Genomic DNA, 15,884 nt, shown 5'->3' with positions numbered 1-15,884 from the left:
GCGTCGATGACGCATGCATTCATGCCTATTAATTGATGAGAGGGAGACATGAACCTCCAACCCGGTCCGGCGGCCATCAGCGTCACCGGCCTGTGCAAATCCTTCGGCGAGCAGATCGTGCTCGACCGCATCGACTTCACCGTGCCCGCGGGCAGCGTGTTCTCGCTGCTCGGGCCCAATGGCGCGGGCAAGACCACCACCGTGGAGATCCTGTCCACGCTGAAGCGGCCCGACGGCGGCGCGATCAGTGTCGGCGGGCACGATCCGGTCACCGATCCCGGCGGGGTGCGGTCGGTCATCGGGGTCACCGGCCAGTTCTCGGCCGTCGACGAACTGCTCACCGGACGGGAGAATCTCCTGCTGATGGGGGACCTGCACCAGCTGGCGCGCGCCGAGAACCGCAGGCTCGCAGCGGAACTGCTGGCCACCTTCGATCTCGAGGAGTCCGCCGACAAGATCGCGTCCAGCTACTCCGGCGGTATGACGCGGCGACTCGATCTGGCCATGACGCTGGTCGGCGATCCGCGCATCATCTTCCTCGACGAACCCACCGTCGGCCTGGATCCGCGCAGCCGCCGGGCCATGTGGGACATCATTCGCGACCTCACCGCGCGGGGCGTCACCATCTTCCTCACCACCCAGTACCTCGAAGAAGCCGACCAGCTGGCCGATCGCATCGCGGTACTGCATCAGGGGCGGCTGGTGGCCGAGGGCACGGCGGATCAGCTCAAGCGCATGGTGCCGGGCGGATACATCCGGCTCGACTTCCTCGAACGCGGCGAATTCGACTCCGCCGCACAATTGTTCGGCGACGCGGCGCGGGTCAACGGTGATCTCACGCTGGCCATTCCGAGCGACGGCGCGGTGCGTTCGGTCCGCGAGGTGCTCGACCGGCTGGACGCGGCGCGGGTGGAGCCCGCGGGACTGTCCGTGCACACGCCCGACCTCGACGATGTCTTCCTGGCCCTCACCGGTGGCCACGCTCCCGCCGAGGAGAACCTGAAATGAGTACTCTCACCACGTCGTTCGCCGATTCCACGACGATGCTGCGGCGGAATCTGGTGCACGCCAAGCGGTATCCGGGCATGACCTTCGCGCTGGTCATCATGCCGGTGGTGCTGCTGCTGTTGTTCAACTTCGTGTTCGGCGGCGCGTTGAAGTCCGCCACCGGCGGCCGGTACATCGACTATCTGACGCCCGGCATGATGCTGCTGATCCCGGCCTACATGGTCGCGGGCATCGCCGTCGGGGTGTCCACCGATATGACCAAGGGCATCATCAATCGCTTTCGCACCATGCACTTCTCGCATCCGTCGGTGCTGACCGGGCACGTGGTGGGCACCTGGATCCAGGGCATGGCCGGGGTGCTCGTGATGACGCTGGCCGCGCTCGCGATCGGCTTCCGGCCGCACGCGAACGCGCTGGAATGGCTGGCGGCGTTCGGACTGCTCGGGCTGATGGTGTTCGCGGTGAACTGGCTCGGCGCGGGCTTCGGCCTGGTCGCCCAGACCCCGGAGAGCGCCTCCAATCTGCCCATGCCGATCATGCTGCTGCCCTTCCTCGGCAGCGGGCTGGTGCCCACCGACACCATGCCCGCCGGGGTGAAGCAGTTCGCCGAGTACCAGCCGTTCACGCCGATCACCGAAACCCTGCGCGGGCTGCTGACGGGCGGGCCGATCGGGCACAACGGGGCGCTCGCCATCGGCTGGTGCGTGGTGATCACCGTCGCCGGATACTTCTGGGCCACCACGACTTTCCGTCGCAAGACCGCCTAGAGCCCGGCCGCCATCAGGACCTTGCCGGACAGGTTGCGGATCTCCACCGTCTTCAACTGCTCCGGCGAGGCCGACGCGGTGCCGTCCAGGGTCAGGCTCTGGCCCGACTTGACCGTCCACTCGGCGAGTTTGGACTGCACGCCGTCGACGCGGGTCACCCACATCGTCAGCGTCCACGCGTACACCTCGTCCTTCTCGTCGGACGGCGGGTAGGCGCACCACATGTCCACCCGGGTCTGGCCGTTGATCGACACCACCTTGAAGGTGGCCTGCATCGGGGTGTCGGTCTGCGGCTTCAGCGGTCCCTGCGCCACCACCTGCTGCACGACCGCTGGACGGTCGGGCCGGTCGATGGTGGCGGTCACCGGCACCGCGACGGCCACCGCCGCCGCGGCCGCCGCCACCGCCGCGCCGATCGACCGTCGGCGGCCGCGGCGGCGGCTCGCCAGCGCCCGGTCCGCCAGGGCGGGCAGCAGGCGTTCGGGCGTCGGTGGCACGCTCGCGGGCGGATCCTCCTGCGCCGCAATCGACAGCGCGGTCTCCGGGTCCACCAGGGCCAGCAGACCGGGCAGTCCCGCCAATTTCGACACGGCCGCGCGGCAGGAATCGCATCCGGTCAGATGCTCCTCGTACTCGCGGCGGTCGTCCCGGGCGAGAGCGCCGAGCACATACGCGCCATCCCACGTGGTGTAGCCATCGCACAGCTCATGGCCTTCGGTCATCTCGTCACCCCCATCTCCTGCAGCACCAATCGCAACGCCCGCATGCCGTAGTGCATGCGCGACTTGACCGTGCCCTCCGGGATCTCCAGTTCCCCCGCGATCTGATGCGTGGACAGGCCCCGGTAGTAGGCGCGGACGATCACCTCGCGGTGATCGACGTTCAGCCGCGCCAGCGCGTCCGCCACCAGCCACCCGTCCAGTGCCCGATCCGTCTTGTCCGGCTCGGGCACCTCCGGTGGGTGATCGGTGCGGAACTCGCGCCGGCTGCGCGCGCTGCGATGCTCGTCCACCGCCAGGTTACGGGCGACGGTGAACAGCCACGCCCGCGCGGAACCGGTGGACTGATCCAGCACGGTGGGCCGCTGCCAGGCGCGTAGCAGGGTCTCCTGCACGATGTCCTCGGCCCGGCCCGGATCCCCGACCAACCCGTAGGTGTAGCGCCACAGTGCGGCCGCATGCTCCTCGTAGAGCGCCCGGAGCAAGGCGGCCTGGTCGTCCGGCATCGCGCTAACCCGCCTCTCCGCACGGCAGTGTTGCCATACCGGATCCACGATCCTAGTTGCGTTCCAGTTCGATCGGGTGCGTGGCGAGGAGGGAGAGGGGGAGGGGCTGGCGCCGCAGGACGTGGGCCCAGAGGTCGACGCGGCCCGCCAGGGGGTCGGTGGGCAGGGCCGAGAGCACGATCCAGTCGCCACGGTCCAGTTCGCCTTGCAGCTGGCCGAAGGTCCAGCCCGCGTAGCCCGCGAAGACCCGGATGCCGTCGACCAGACCTTCGATCCGGTCGGGGTCGGAATCCAGGTCCACCAGGGCCACCCGGCCGTCGACCCGTCGCACGCCGGCCACCCCGGCGATGGACGCGCCCACCTTGATGGTGGCCAGGCAGAGTGCCGCATCGCGTTTCACGGGGCCGCCGATATAGAGGGCGCGCGGCCCGGCGGCGAGTTCGGACCAGTTGGGGAGCACATCGTGCAGGGCGGTGTCGCTGGGCTTGTTGAGCACCACGCCCCAGGTGCCGCCGTCATTGTGCTCGAGGATGTAGACCACCGAGCGCCGGAAGGACGGCTCGGTCAGATCGGTTGCCGACACCAGCAGAGTTCCTGGCCGAACCACCTGGTCCTCATGCCGGAATTCGCGTCGAGATCGGTCACCGTGTTCCTCTGCACGTGCCACTCAGTCATCATCGCACTGAGACTGGGTAATTGCGTTGCTTAATTTGCTGGTTACCCTTTTGTGCCGTCGGGGGGGGGGCGGAAGAACTTGTCCCGCATACCTTGCGGTTGGTAGCTAGGGTGGGCGCTATGGAACGCCCCGAGGTCATCCTCGAGAACGCCGATACCGTGTACGACTTCTACCGTGACCACCAGCAGAATCTGCTGAAGGCGAAGGCGGCCTACTGGCTGCTGGGTCGTCGCTATCGGCCCCGCGTGACCTACGCGGCCGGGGCGCGGGAGAAGTTGCGCGAGTTGATCTCCCAGCGGCGTCCGCTGCTCATCGCGGTGAACCACCTCTCCCAGCTGGATCCGTACACGGTCGCCGCCGCGGCGTGGCGCAGCGCCATGCGGCCGGTCATCGGACGCACCCGGGTGCTGGCCAAGGACGAGTTGTTCACCGAGCCCAAGCTGCGTGAACGCATCGACATGATGGGCGGGATCCCGGTGTTCCGGGGCAAGGACCACGGACTGCGCGCGGTCAACGCGGCTGGGCAGCGCATGATCGACATCTGCGCCGAGCGCATGGCGCGTGGGGACGGGATCGCGGTGTTCCCGGAGGGGACCTGCAACGATGTCGACCCCACCCAGGTGCAGACCATCGGAAGCGGCATCGGGCACATCGCCTTCCGGGCCAAGAAGCTCGGCGCCGAACCGGCGCTGGTGAGCCTCGGGCTCAGCTACGGACCGCGCCTGGATCCGGCGGTGGAGCCCACCAAGGAGGAGGCGTACTCGGCCAGCTTCTACTTCGGCGTGCCGGTCGCCGAGCTGCCCGCCAAACCCGCCGAGATCACCCGGGTGGTCCGCGACGAACTGCAGGTCGCGCTGGACGGAGCGGTGAAGGCGTACTAGGCGTCAGTGCTGCGGCAGATTGAGCCGTTCCCTGGACCAGTGCGGCACCAAAGCCAGGTATTCGGGCCGGGATTCGACGAAGTGGTGCACCATCGGGCACAGCGGCAGGATCCCGAACCCCGCGTCCCGGGTCTGATCGAGCGCACCCTGCACCAGCTTGCGCCCGTACCCCTGTCCCTCGAACTGGGGATAGATCTCGGTGTGCACGAAGGCCCGCTCCTTGGCGGTGTCCTGATACGCCGCGACCCCGGCGAGGTAATCGTCGATGTACAACTCGAACCGATCCAGCGCGGAATTCATACGGACCTCGATCGACTGACTCGGCATGCGTGCGACGCTAGTTCCCCGGCCCCGGCAATTTGTCCGTTCGGCCGAAGGCCGCCGCCTGGCGTGTCGCTTTCCGGCACAGCGATCACACTGGACGCATGACGGACCCACGGCCGCGCCGGGTGCTGCTCGCCCCGGACAAATTCAAGGGCTCACTGACCGCCACGCAGGTGGCGGACGCACTCGCGGCGGGAATCAGCCGCGCCGACCCGGGCGCCGAGGTGCGGCGCTCACCGGTGGCCGACGGCGGCGACGGGACCGTGGACGCCTTCGTGGCGGCGGGCTGGGAGCGGGTCGAGGTCGAGAGCTTCGGGCCCACCCTCGCACCGGTGACCACCTCCTACGCGGTGCGCGGCCGGACCGCCGTGGTGGAGCTGGCCGCGGTGAGCGGGTTCGCGAAACTGCCGGACGGGCAACCGGATCCCCTGCACGCCAGCACCTACGGCGTGGGCGACGTGATCGGTGACGCGCTCGACCGGGGTGCGCGCGACATCGTGCTCGGATTGGGCGGCAGCGCCTCCACCGACGGCGGCGCGGGCCTGCTGCAAGCCCTCGGCCTGCGCATCCTCGACGCCGACGGACACGAATTACCGTGCGGGGGAGCGGCTCTCGCGCGCGCCATACGCGTGGACCGCAGCGATCTGCATCCCGGCCTGGCCGATGCGACCGTGACCCTGGCCAGCGATGTGGACAACCCGCTGCTCGGACCCGGCGGCGCGGCCGCCATCTACGCCCCGCAGAAGGGCGCGGACCCCGAGCAGGTCGCCGCCCTCGAAGCGGCACTGAAGAATTGGGCCGCCGTGCTCGGGCCGGAATGGGCGGACCGGGCGGGTGCGGGCGCGGCGGGCGGCGCCGGATTCGGGGCGCTGGCCGCTCTCGGCGCGCGGCTGCGCCCGGGCATCGAGCTGATCCTCGACCTCATCGACTTCCCGGCCCAGCTGAAGGACGCCGACCTGGTCGTCACCGGGGAGGGCTCGCTGGACGCGCAGAGCCTGTCCGGCAAGGCCCCGATCGGGGTCTGCCGCGCGGCCCGGGCGGCGAGCCTGCCGGTCATCGCGGTCGCGGGCCGGGTGCGGCTGACCCCGGACCAGGTACGGGACGCCGGATTCGAGGCGGCCTACGCCCTGTCGGAACTGGAGCCCGACCCGGCCCGCAGCATGGCGGATGCCGCGGACCTGCTGGAACGGATCGGTGAGCGGATCGGCGGAGCCTAGGCGGACGGGGTGAGCGCGCGGCCGGGAATCCGGTTCCGATTGCGGTCACCCCACTCCTCCAGCGGTCGCAGGGCCGCGCTGAGCTCCCGGCCCAGCTCGGTCAGCGAATACTCCACGCGCGGTGGGATTTCCGGGAAGATCTCCCGGTGCACCAGGCCGCTCGCCTCCATCTGCCGCAGGTTCTCGGTGAGCACCTTCTCGCTCACGCCGGTCAGCAGCTGCCGGATCTGCCCGAAGCGCTGCGTGCCCTCGGCCAGCACCCACATCAGGTGCAATTTCCATTTGCCGCCGACCGCGCCGATGGCGATGGACATGCCGCACACCTCGTGATCCCCGTCACCACCGGTACTCATCGCGCCCTCCTGACCAGATCGCCAACCTCCAGGTAAGCAACCGCACCCGCGGGTGCGGTCTTCCCGAGGCTACCGATCCCGGACGACCATCGATTCCGGCGCGCCACCGCAGAACAGCCGAAATCGAAGGGGTACAGCATGTCCGATCAGCGCAAATCCGTCACCGTCATCGGCCTGGGCCCGATGGGCCGGGCCATGGTGAAGGCCTTCCTGAAGGCCGGGGTCGAGGTGACGGTGTGGAACCGCAGCCCCGAGAAGGCGGACGCCATGGTCGAGCTCGGGGCGCAGCGCGCCGGGACCGTCGCCGAGGCGCTCGACGCCAACGAGGTGACGGTGCTCAGCCTCACCCACTACGCCGCCATGTACGACGTTCTCGGACCGGACGCGGATCGCCTGCGCGGCAAGGTGATCGCCAATCTGTCCTCGGATTCACCCGAGCAGGCGCGCCGGGGCGCGGCGTGGGTGCGGGAGCACGGCGCCGAATTCCTGTCCGGCGGCGTCATGTCGGCGGGCAACAATATCGAGCACCCGGCGTCGTACATCTTCTACAGCGGCCCGCGCGCGGTCTTCGACGCGCACGCCGAGCTGCTGCGCCCGCTCAGCCCGCAGGAGTACCTGGGCGCGGATGACGGTCTGGCCCAGGTCTTCTACCAGGGCCTGCTCACCATCTTCCATCCCTGGCTGCTGGCCTTCGACCAGGCCACGGCCATGATCGCCCGGGCCGGCCACGACATCGCGCAGTTCGTGCCGTTCGCGGTGCGCTCCAATGCCGCCTTCCCGTATTTCATGGAGCAGTTCTCGGTGCGGAACGCGAGCGGCGGCTGGGCCGACCTGGCGGGGCTGCGCATGATGGACGCGGGCGCGCAGCACGTCATCGACGCCAGCGAGGAGGCCGGCGTGGACGCCACGCTCTCGCACACCGCCCAGGCGTTCTGGCGCCGGGCGGTGGCCGCCAGCCTGGCGGCCGGGAGCCCGGTGTCGACCTATGAGCTGATGGCTCAGGCGGTTTCGGAGCCGATGCGCGGGAACGGGGCGGTGGAGAAGATGATCTCCACCGGCACCTCGAAATAGGTCGCCAGCCGCAGCGCCAGGTGCAGGCTCGGGCTGTACTCGCCGCGCTCCAGATAGCCGACCGTCTGATAGTGCACGCCCAGAGCCTCGGCCAGTTCCCGCCGCGAGATCCCGCGCTCGGCCCGCAACATGGCGATCCGGTTGTAGATGACCTCGCCGTTAGTAGGCACGCGCCATGGCCCTCTCGCGGCGGGCCGCCACCGCCGCACCCGATTCGCGGCGGGCCATGCGGCGCAACACCATCGGCGCGATCAGGACGCCCGCGACCGCCCACGCGCCCAGCACCGCGACGGTCTCCAGGTGCCGCCAGGAGTGGGTCAGCTCCACCACCGAAGCACTGTCGGGCAGCATGGCCGAGCGCATGCCCAGGCCCATCCAATAGATGGGGAACACCTGCGCCACCGCCTGCAGCCAGCCGGGCAGGCCGGTGATGGGGTAGAAGATTCCGGAGATCGCCACCAGACCCATGATGGGGAACGAGACGAAGCCGATGCTGCGCGGGCTGTCGAACGCCGAGCCGATGATCGCGCCCAGCGGCAGGCAGGCCAGCAGACCGAGCGCCAGGATGCCGATCAGGGTGGCCCACGCGCCGACGCTGTCCAGGCTCACCCCGCCGATGGCGAACAGGCCGAAGCCGAGGATCAGGGCCACCTGCACCACGGTGACGCCGGAGACCGCGGTGACCTTGCCGATCAGATAGCCCAGCATCCCGTTGGGAGTGGCCTTGGCGCGCAACAGGGTCCCGTCCTCGCGGTCCATGGCCAGGCCCTGGGCGATGCCGAACATCCCGGTGAAAGCGACCAGCATGCCGAGCACGCTGGGCAGCGCCAGCGCGCCCAGGCCGACGCCGGTGCCCTCGAAGTCGCCGTGCCGCATGAAGAACACCGCGACCATGGTGGCCACCGGCCAGAAGAACTGCGAGAAGATGTCCATCCCGTTGGTGAGGGTCTGGACCACTTCGATGCGCCCGCGCCGGAGCCCCGCCCGGATCGCCACGGTCGTCGGGTTCATCGGGCCACCTCTTCCAGACTGTGCAATTCGATGTCGCCCTGGCCGGATTCGAACCGCTGGACCAGGGTCATGTAGGTGTCCTCGAGCGAGGCGCGGCGCACCTCCAGCTCCTCCACGGCCTCGCCGAACTGCTTGAACAGCTCGTGGACGAACTTGGTGGACTCGGTGGTGGTGTGCACGAAGCGCTGCCCGTCGCGGGTCCACTTCACCTCGGCCTCACCCGCGATGCGGCGGGAGAGCTGATCGGCGGAGCCGTCGGCGATGATGCGGCCGCCCGCCAGGATCAGGATGCGGTCGGCCAGCTTCTCGGCCTCGTCCAGATCGTGGGTGGTGAGCAGGATGGTGGTGTGGTCGTCGTCGGCGAGACGGTGCACCAGGTCGTGGAATTCACGGCGGGCCTGCGGATCGAAGCCCGCGGTCGGCTCGTCCAGGAACAGCAGTTCGGGGCGGCCGACGATGCCGATGGCCACGTCCAGGCGGCGACGCTGGCCACCGGACAGGGTCATCACCTTGGCGCCCGCGTGCTCGGTGAGACCGACGGCGGCGATCAGTTCGTCTGTGTCCCAGGGCCGTCGGATGGCGGGGGTGGAGTAGGGCGCGTAGTACATGCCCAGGTACTCGAGGAGTTCGCGGACCCGCCATTTGCCGTGGTCGCGCCACGATTGCAGCACCACGCCCAGGCGCGCCCGCCAGGCTTCGCCGCCGTGCGCGGGGTCCGTCCCGAGTACTTCGACCCGGCCCGCCGAGCGCATGCGGAAGCCCTCGAGGATCTCGATGGTGGTGGTCTTGCCCGCGCCGTTGGGGCCCAGCAGGGCTACCACCTCGCCGCGATGCGCCCGGAAACCGACATCGTGCAGCACGTCGCGCGTGCCGTAGCGCATGCGCAGATTCTCGACGTCGAGTACGACGTCCTCGCCGACCGTCATGACACCCCTCCGTAGTAGAAGCCGGATCGGATGTAGCATAACTACTACATTTCGAGGTGCTCAAGCTATTTGTCCACAACGCGAAAAGGGCCCGGCTCTGGAGAGAGCCGGGCCCTTCGTCGCAGGATTCGCGCCGGTCGGCGCGGGCTGGGGAATGGGTCAGCGTGTGCTGAGGAACTCGATGGCCGCCGCGTAGCCCTGGACGCCCATGCCCGCGATCACCGCGGTCGCGATCGGGGACACGAACGAGTGGTGCCGGAACTCCTCGCGGGCGTGCACATTGCTGATGTGCACCTCCACGATCGGCACCTCCGGGATCACCAGCGCGTCCCGCAGCGCCACCGAGGTGTGGGTGAGCCCGCCCGGATTGATGACGATGCCGGACTCCACACCGCGGGCGGCGTGGATGCGGTCGATCAGCGCGCCCTCGTGATTGGACTGGAACGCCACGATCTCGCGATCGAACCGGGCCGCGGTCTTGCGGCACAGTTCGACCACGTCGTCGAGCGTGTCGGCCCCGTACACCTCGGGCTGACGGGTGCCCAGCATGTTCAGATTGGGGCCGTTGAGCACCAGGATCGGACCGGTAGCAGGCATGCGCCCACTCTATCGGCCGGCCGGGCGATCACAGGCCGCGCGGTCCCTCCGTCCGCAGGTCGTCGACTTTGCGCATGGCCGTGCGCAATTCCCCGAGCCACTCCTCGGCGTGCTTGCCGGCCAGTTTGACGGTCCAGGCCAGCGCGTCGGAGCGGGAGCGGGCGACCCCGGCGTCGACCAGGGTGTCGAGGACCTTGCGCTCGGGCTGGCGCAATCGGGTCATGACCGGTACGGCCAGATGGGTGAACATGATTCGCTCGCCGTCCACGAGCACGCCCCAGGCGACATTGCGGCCGTAGCGGGCCTGCGCCTCCTGGGCGATCTGCATGCGGGCGGGCCGGGTGGACTCCCGGAAGCGGGCGAGCAGGCCCTCGCGAGTGGCCTGCGGGACGCCGGCCGGGGCCGCGTCGGCGGCGGGGGCGTCCGCGCCGGGTTCGGCGGCGGGGGTGGATTCGGCTGGGGGGAGGGGGAGTTCGCCGAGGACGACGATTTCGTCGCGATCGACCTCGAGGGTTGCGGGACCGGTGAACCAGTCGGCTGGCAATCTGCCAGCGAACCAGTCGGGGGCATCCGAGACGTCAGGGAGGTCGGCCTGCTGCCAACCGCCGGTGCGTCCGAAGCCGGGTCCACGATGTCCGTGTCTCATGTTGGTCACACTCACTTACGGCATGGAGTTGTAATGCTGATTACAACGTTACGTCGAAATTGGGTGCGTGGGTTCCGCTCTGGGAGAACGGGGTCTCGAGGCATGGTCACGAATCGCGCGCGGGGCTGTCACCAGTGAGAACCGATCGGTCTGCCGAGTCTCGAATACGTCAGTGCTGTAACCGACCGGTGATCATGTAACTGGTCCCTACTGAAGGATTTCGGCACTATGGTGATGCTCAGTACGTGCGCACCTGGTGGAGAAGGTGGCGCCGCGGCGTTCGGAGCGCGGTACCGTGGACCTGATGCTGATGTGGCCAGAGTGAAGAGTGGGCGATATGGATGTGTGGGGATCCCGCCGCTTCCGAGTTCGGGGTGCGATCGCACTCGCGGGTGTGGCGGCCGTCGCGATCGCGATGGGGTCGTGTGGGTTTCGGGACAAATCGACGGGCGCGGAGAACGTGGTCGAACAGTTCACCTCGTTGATCGACAAGAAGGACTACGACGGAGCGTCGCGACTGACCTCCTATCCGGCGGGCGCTTCGGCAACGCTGAAGCAAGTCTTCGAGGGCATGGGGTCGGGTAAGCCCGACTACCGCGTGACCCAGTTCATCAAACTGGACGGTACGACCGGCCTCTTCTCCATGACCGGCGCCTGGAACTTCGGCGGGAACCGGAACTGGAAGTACGACCTCAACGGCACCGTCCGCAAACTCAGTGTGGGCTGGCGCATTTCGTGGGATCCCGCCCTGGTCATGCCGCAGCTCGACGCCAAGCGGACCGCCAAACTGGTCCGCACCGAGGCCCACCCCTCCCCGCGGGTGAACGACATCGTCGGCCAGCCGCTCATGACCGAGCAGACCATCAATGTGGTCAAGCTGGACCCGGCCAAGATCACCGACCCGGTCGCCTCGACCAACGCGCTCGCCGCCGCCATCGCCCCGGTCGCCCCGCTCATCGACGGACCGGCCCTGATGCAACAGCTTTCGGCCGCGCAGGGCAGACCGATCACCGCGGTCAACCTGCGCGACGGCGACTTCGCCATCCTCGAACCGCGCATGGCCCCGATCCCGGGCGTGGTGCTGGAGAAGCAGCCCAAGCTCATCTCCGCCGACCGCCGGGTGTGGTCGCCCATGCTCGACGCGCTCACCAAGGTGTGGGACGAGAACCGCGACAGCCACTCCGGCTGGGGTGTGCAGCTGTTCGAGCCCAACGGGGCCATGGTCACCCAGCTCGTCGGGGAGCAGGGCCCGCCCGGACCCGACATTCCGGGCACCATGGACCAGCACCTGCAGCGCGCCGCCGAGGACGCCGCGGTGAGCACCGGTTCGCCCACCTCCATCGTCGCCATCCAGCCCTCCAGCGGTGCCCTGGTCGCGGTCGCCCAGAACAGTCAGGCCAGTGAGCGCGGCAATATCGCGTTCACCGGGCTGTACCCGGTCGGCGGCATGATCGAGCTGTTCAAGAATGTCGCCGCGGTCACCAAACACAAAGCGCCGCAGGATGTCTCGGTCGGCGACGCCGCAGACGCGGCCAGCCTGCTCGGCATCGGCATCGACTTCCGGGTGCCCGGCCTCGACGAGACCACCGGCCGCCTGCCCACCGGGAAGAACACCGCCGAGAACGTCGGACGCGGCAATGCCGCCGACTCGCTGCTGGCCAGCCCCTGGGGCATGGCCATCGCGGCGGCCGCGGTCGCGCGCGGGCAGGTGCCCAAGCCGATGATCGCCATCGGCCAGCCGGCCACCACCGAGGCCGACCTGGCCGCGCTGCCGCCGGAGGCCACCGACCGGTTGCGCGCCATGCTGCACGACGGCGGCGGCGCGCCGGAGATGGCCGCCCTCGGCCGGTATCGCGATGTCCAGGTCTACAGCGCCACCACCGGCAACAACGGGTGGCTGGTCGCGACCCTCGGGGACCTGGCCTTCGCCATCCACATCGAGGATCCCGACAGCGGCGACCTCACCGCGCGGGTGGCCGCCCGGCTGTTGCAGTCGCTGGCCACCCCGGACTAGCGGCGGCTCAGCGGGAGGACAGCGCCTGCGCGGCCGCGCGCCAGCCGACCAGGAACAGCCCGAGGAAGGTCGCGGCCACGATGACGAAGCTGACCGCGACGCCCTGACCCGACACCGCGCGCAGCAGCATGCCGCCCGCCAGCGTGCTCAGCCACACGATCACGCCGGTCGGCCACACCGTGCGGCCGTCGAAACCCCGTGCCGCCGAGACGCCTTCCCGGCCCGCCGCCACCGCCACCGCGAGCACCCAGCCCAGCAGCAGCCCGGTGCCGAACGGCCAGAACGTGCGCAGCAGGCCCGCGGCGATCGCCTCGTCGTGACTGCGCCGCCCGACCGCGCAGAACACGATCACCAGGGCGACATCCACGACGAAGGGCACGAGTTTCTTCACGCGGGACAGGCTATCGGGCCGCCCGCGAACGCTCGTGCAGGGACACCAGGCTAAAGATCCGGGGCGGCGGGGGAACCCGGGTCCGCGGGAGGTGTGGCGCGGCGGCGGTCCGTGACCAGCGAATTGCCGCGCTCCTCGAACTCCTTCTCCAGTTCGGCGTCACCGGCCTGCGGCTTGCGGAACAGGAACAGGAAGACGATCCAGCCGACGATCGCCACCAGGATGAAGCTCACCAGCCGGTAGAGGAAGGCGGCGGCCACGGCCTGCGCGGCGGGCAGCCCGGCCGCGGCGGTCAGCGAGTAGATGAGGGTGGCGTCCACATAGACGATGCCGCCGGGAGCCAAAGGAATGGTGCCCACGGCCTTTCCGGCCGCGAAAGCCAGCATGAGCGCCGCCCAGCGCGGGTCCGCGCCCACCGCGTAGCAGGCGAATCCCAGGCAGGCGACGTCGGCGAGCCGGTGGACCAGCGCCCAGGCCGCCACCCACGCGCCATCGCGTTTGCCCAGGTCCACCGATTCCAGCTGGGACATGATCTCCTCGATCTTGTCCATGCCGTCGTCCGCGGGTCTGCGTCTGATCCGGTTGACCAGGTGCAGGATTCGCTGCAGCAGGCCCTGCACCCCGTCCGGATGCCGGGACACGTAGTTCACCGCCCAGATCAGCAGCGCGACCGTGCCCAGCGTCAGGATCACCTTGGCCGGACCCACCCGGTCCCCGGCCAGCACCGTGCCGAACAGGCCCAGCAGCGCCAGGCCCGCCGCCGCCACCACGCCCGACATCACCAGTTGCCAGGACGCCACGATCGGGCTCGCGCCCCAGCGGCGGGTCTGGCGGTAGGTGAAGGCGGTCGAGAACACCTGACCGGCGGGCAAGGTCAGCGACATGCCGGTGGAGCCGTACACCACCGACACCGACTTGCGCTGACTCACCTCCACGCCGCCGGCGTGCAGCAGCTGTTTCTGGATGCGACCGAACCCGGACATGGAAACCGCCTGCATGAGGATGCAGGCGGCGATCCAGCCCCAATGTATTTCGGTGAGGTTCTTCCAGGATTCGTGCAGGCGCGGATATAGGTAAGTGCCCTCGGAAATCAGCAGTCCCACGAGCGCGGCGCCCAGCACCCATTTGGCCCACCAGAATCTGCCACGGCGCGCGTTGTCCGCGGGCGGCGTGGGTTCGCCGTCCAGCTCACCATGGGCCGTCACGTCGTCAGCCTAACGAACTCGCCGCCGCCTCGTCTGCAGCAGCGGGGTCGGTGCTTTCCCGCGGCCACGCCAGCCGGGTTTTCCGGCGGCGGCCACGCAGTTGCACTTCTTCTCCGGTCTGCCAATGCCGCTGTTCGTTCTCGTCGGCGAAGAACAGGGCGCTCGACGAGGTCAGGACGCGTTCGGGCCGGTCTTTCGCGAGTTCGGTCAGGCGCGACGCCTCGTTCACCGGATCGCCGATCACGGTGTATTCGAAACGATTCGCCCCACCGATATTCCCGGCCACCGCGAGTCCGGCCGAGACGCCGATACCGATATCCAGGCCGACCACCTCGCGCAGGGCTTCACGCAGTTCGCGGGCCGCGGCCAGGGCCGCGGTCGGCGCGTCGGGGCGATCCAGCGGCGCGCCGAAGATGGCCAGCGCGGCGTCACCCATGAATTTGTTGATGAGCCCGTGATGGCGGTCGATGACATCCACCACGACCCGGAAGAACTCGTTGAGCAGGCTGACCACTTCGGTCGGCGGGCGTTCCGCCGCGGTCGCGGTCGAGCCGACCATATCCACGAACAGGACCGCCACGAATCGGGTTTCACCGCCGAGTTCGGTGCCGTACTCCAGGGCGCGCCGCGCCACATCCTCGCCGACATGCTGACCGAACAATTCCTGCAGTTCCCGGCGTTTCGCGGCCTCGCCCATCATTCGGTTGAAGCCGACCTGCAGCAGCCCGATCTCGGAACCGTCGAAAACTTCCACCTGCACATCCCGGGCGCCTTCCTGCACCCGGTCGATGGCCTGGCTGAGCTGGCGGATCGGATCGGAAATGGAGGAGCCGGTGAGCATGGAAAGCGCCAGCGCCTGCATGATCACCACGCCGCACAACAAGAGAATCGAGACCGCCAGCGACTGCGCGGAAAACTGGACGCGAGAAGAAATCTGGGTGACGCACAGCAGCACGATGGCGATGGTCGGCGCGAAGGTGCCCATCCCCCAGGTCATGGCCATTCGGGTGCCGACACCCGCGGTCAGGGTGTGGTCGAAGGCCCCCACGGTCAGCGCCTCGGCCGCGACCGGCCGCAGAATCCGTTCCCCCAGCATGTAGGTGAAGCCGAAAACGATGGTGGCGGCCATACATTCGGTGACGATCACCGCCGCCGCCAGCTCCGGGGTGCGCACGATGATCAGCGAAGCCAGCACCGCGCCGCCGATCAGCCACAACACCAGATGCACGATGGCCTGCCGCAACGGGGCGTGCAGCGCCGCCATCTGCTCCTGCCGCGACGGCGGCCCGCCCCGCATCTGCCACCGCATCACCGGCCGCAGCATCAGCGCCGACGCCGTCACGCTCAGGAATCCGCCGATCACGAAGACCAGCGCGGGCACCAGCAGCCCGGTCTCGCGGGTCGCGCTCGTGCCGCCCTCCGGCACCGGCAACCCGTACTCGATGAACGCCCACACCAGGACAGCGCCGAACGCGTTGGCCGCGAGCATCGAAGCTAAGTACAGCGGCCAGCGGGTATGCATGGTCTGTTTGACCGCTTCCAGGGGCGCTGACACGAGCTCCAATCTAGCGT

19 protein-coding genes are annotated in these 15,884 nt (G+C 69.0%); 6 read left to right on the top strand and 13 right to left on the bottom strand.

The window, feature by feature from the left end; genetic code table 11:
• Positions 1 to 48 precede the first annotated feature (48 nt).
• Both ACQPYY_RS33150 and ACQPYY_RS33145 read left to right on the top strand, forming a co-directional pair.
• The gene (locus tag ACQPYY_RS33150; protein WP_433592178.1) at positions 49 to 1,008 is read left to right on the top strand and encodes an ATP-binding cassette domain-containing protein; all 960 of its coding nucleotides are present in this window, start codon (positions 49 to 51) and stop codon (positions 1,006 to 1,008) included.
• Complete coding sequence (locus tag ACQPYY_RS33145; RefSeq protein ID WP_433592177.1) at positions 1,005 to 1,775, top strand: ABC transporter permease; 771 nt, start codon at positions 1,005 to 1,007, stop codon at positions 1,773 to 1,775. The genes ACQPYY_RS33150 and ACQPYY_RS33145 overlap by 4 nt, the downstream gene beginning before the upstream one ends.
• Here ACQPYY_RS33145 and ACQPYY_RS33140 read toward each other — a convergent pair.
• Genes ACQPYY_RS33140 through ACQPYY_RS33130 form a run of 3 tightly spaced genes read right to left on the bottom strand, consistent with a single transcriptional unit; the run spans position 1,772 to position 3,667 of the window.
• On the bottom strand, positions 1,772 to 2,497 hold the full coding sequence (locus ACQPYY_RS33140; RefSeq protein WP_379102651.1) for a zf-HC2 domain-containing protein: 726 nt from the start codon (positions 2,495 to 2,497) through the stop codon (positions 1,772 to 1,774). The two genes, ACQPYY_RS33145 and ACQPYY_RS33140, sit on opposite strands and share 4 nt — an antisense overlap.
• The gene (locus ACQPYY_RS33135; protein ID WP_379102649.1) at positions 2,494 to 3,000 is read right to left on the bottom strand and encodes a sigma-70 family RNA polymerase sigma factor; all 507 of its coding nucleotides are present in this window, start codon (positions 2,998 to 3,000) and stop codon (positions 2,494 to 2,496) included. The genes ACQPYY_RS33140 and ACQPYY_RS33135 overlap by 4 nt, the downstream gene beginning before the upstream one ends.
• A 52-nt stretch (positions 3,001 to 3,052) precedes the next feature.
• Complete coding sequence (locus tag ACQPYY_RS33130) at positions 3,053 to 3,667, bottom strand: YqgE/AlgH family protein (RefSeq protein ID WP_379102647.1); 615 nt, start codon at positions 3,665 to 3,667, stop codon at positions 3,053 to 3,055.
• A gap of 128 nt (positions 3,668 to 3,795) precedes the next feature.
• Between ACQPYY_RS33130 and ACQPYY_RS33125 the strand changes: the two genes are divergently transcribed.
• A complete protein-coding gene (locus tag ACQPYY_RS33125) occupies positions 3,796 to 4,557 on the top strand; it encodes a lysophospholipid acyltransferase family protein (RefSeq protein WP_433592176.1) in 762 nt (253 codons plus the stop codon).
• A 3-nt stretch (positions 4,558 to 4,560) separates the two neighbouring features.
• Here the strand turns inward: ACQPYY_RS33125 and ACQPYY_RS33120 are convergent, their stop codons facing one another.
• Positions 4,561 to 4,884: a GNAT family N-acetyltransferase gene (locus ACQPYY_RS33120; protein ID WP_433592175.1), complete on the bottom strand. Its 324-nt coding sequence runs from the start codon at positions 4,882 to 4,884 to the stop codon at positions 4,561 to 4,563.
• A 98-nt stretch (positions 4,885 to 4,982) separates the two neighbouring features.
• On the opposite strand from ACQPYY_RS33120, the gene ACQPYY_RS33115 reads away from it, so the two are divergent.
• A complete protein-coding gene (locus ACQPYY_RS33115) occupies positions 4,983 to 6,098 on the top strand; it encodes a glycerate kinase (protein WP_433592174.1) in 1,116 nt (371 codons plus the stop codon).
• Here ACQPYY_RS33115 and ACQPYY_RS33110 read toward each other — a convergent pair.
• The gene (locus ACQPYY_RS33110; RefSeq protein WP_379102639.1) at positions 6,095 to 6,451 is read right to left on the bottom strand and encodes a winged helix-turn-helix transcriptional regulator; all 357 of its coding nucleotides are present in this window, start codon (positions 6,449 to 6,451) and stop codon (positions 6,095 to 6,097) included. The genes ACQPYY_RS33115 and ACQPYY_RS33110 overlap by 4 nt on opposite strands.
• Positions 6,452 to 6,526: 75 nt before the next feature.
• Between ACQPYY_RS33110 and ACQPYY_RS33105 the strand changes: the two genes are divergently transcribed.
• Positions 6,527 to 7,522, top strand: coding sequence for an NAD(P)-dependent oxidoreductase (locus tag ACQPYY_RS33105; protein ID WP_433594790.1), 996 nt, complete (start codon positions 6,527 to 6,529; stop codon positions 7,520 to 7,522).
• Here ACQPYY_RS33105 and ACQPYY_RS33100 read toward each other — a convergent pair.
• The 5 genes from ACQPYY_RS33100 to ACQPYY_RS33080 form a co-directional block, all read right to left on the bottom strand.
• Complete coding sequence (locus tag ACQPYY_RS33100) at positions 7,450 to 7,692, bottom strand: helix-turn-helix transcriptional regulator (RefSeq protein WP_433592173.1); 243 nt, start codon at positions 7,690 to 7,692, stop codon at positions 7,450 to 7,452. The genes ACQPYY_RS33105 and ACQPYY_RS33100 overlap by 73 nt on opposite strands.
• Positions 7,682 to 8,533, bottom strand: coding sequence for an ABC transporter permease (locus tag ACQPYY_RS33095; protein WP_433592172.1), 852 nt, complete (start codon positions 8,531 to 8,533; stop codon positions 7,682 to 7,684). Before ACQPYY_RS33095 ends, ACQPYY_RS33100 begins: the two co-directional genes overlap by 11 nt.
• Positions 8,530 to 9,459, bottom strand: a complete 930-nt coding sequence (locus tag ACQPYY_RS33090) for an ABC transporter ATP-binding protein (protein WP_433592171.1) — start codon at positions 9,457 to 9,459, stop codon at positions 8,530 to 8,532. Before ACQPYY_RS33090 ends, ACQPYY_RS33095 begins: the two co-directional genes overlap by 4 nt.
• A gap of 159 nt (positions 9,460 to 9,618) precedes the next feature.
• On the bottom strand, positions 9,619 to 10,056 hold the full coding sequence (gene aroQ / locus ACQPYY_RS33085; RefSeq protein WP_379102633.1) for a type II 3-dehydroquinate dehydratase: 438 nt from the start codon (positions 10,054 to 10,056) through the stop codon (positions 9,619 to 9,621).
• Between the two features lie 28 nt (positions 10,057 to 10,084).
• Positions 10,085 to 10,702, bottom strand: a complete 618-nt coding sequence (locus ACQPYY_RS33080) for a hypothetical protein (protein ID WP_357097346.1) — start codon at positions 10,700 to 10,702, stop codon at positions 10,085 to 10,087.
• Between the two features lie 337 nt (positions 10,703 to 11,039).
• On the opposite strand from ACQPYY_RS33080, the gene ACQPYY_RS33075 reads away from it, so the two are divergent.
• Positions 11,040 to 12,716 carry an NTF2-like N-terminal transpeptidase domain-containing protein gene (locus ACQPYY_RS33075; RefSeq protein WP_433592170.1) on the top strand — a complete coding sequence of 559 codons (1,677 nt, stop codon included), beginning with the start codon at positions 11,040 to 11,042 and terminating at the stop codon, positions 12,714 to 12,716.
• A 7-nt stretch (positions 12,717 to 12,723) separates the two neighbouring features.
• On the opposite strand, the gene ACQPYY_RS33070 is transcribed toward ACQPYY_RS33075, so the two are convergent.
• From ACQPYY_RS33070 to ACQPYY_RS33060, 3 genes are read right to left on the bottom strand one after another with little or no spacing between them, the layout of a single operon-like run.
• Positions 12,724 to 13,116 carry a DUF3054 domain-containing protein gene (locus tag ACQPYY_RS33070; RefSeq protein WP_433594789.1) on the bottom strand — a complete coding sequence of 131 codons (393 nt, stop codon included), beginning with the start codon at positions 13,114 to 13,116 and terminating at the stop codon, positions 12,724 to 12,726.
• Between the two features lie 41 nt (positions 13,117 to 13,157).
• Positions 13,158 to 14,312, bottom strand: coding sequence for a lysylphosphatidylglycerol synthase transmembrane domain-containing protein (locus ACQPYY_RS33065; RefSeq protein ID WP_379102627.1), 1,155 nt, complete (start codon positions 14,310 to 14,312; stop codon positions 13,158 to 13,160).
• A 4-nt stretch (positions 14,313 to 14,316) separates the two neighbouring features.
• Positions 14,317 to 15,834 (bottom strand): adenylate/guanylate cyclase domain-containing protein, encoded by a 1,518-nt coding sequence (locus ACQPYY_RS33060; protein WP_357275868.1) that lies wholly within the window; start codon positions 15,832 to 15,834, stop codon positions 14,317 to 14,319.
• Positions 15,835 to 15,884 lie beyond the last annotated feature (50 nt).

Origin of the sequence: Nocardia sp. CA-145437, from assembly GCF_050956485.1 — a bacterium.
Taxonomy (GTDB): Bacteria; Actinomycetota; Actinomycetes; order Mycobacteriales; family Mycobacteriaceae; genus Nocardia.
The sequence above is the reverse complement of the archived record's forward strand: the minus strand, read 5'-3'. Positions and strand labels throughout refer to the sequence as shown.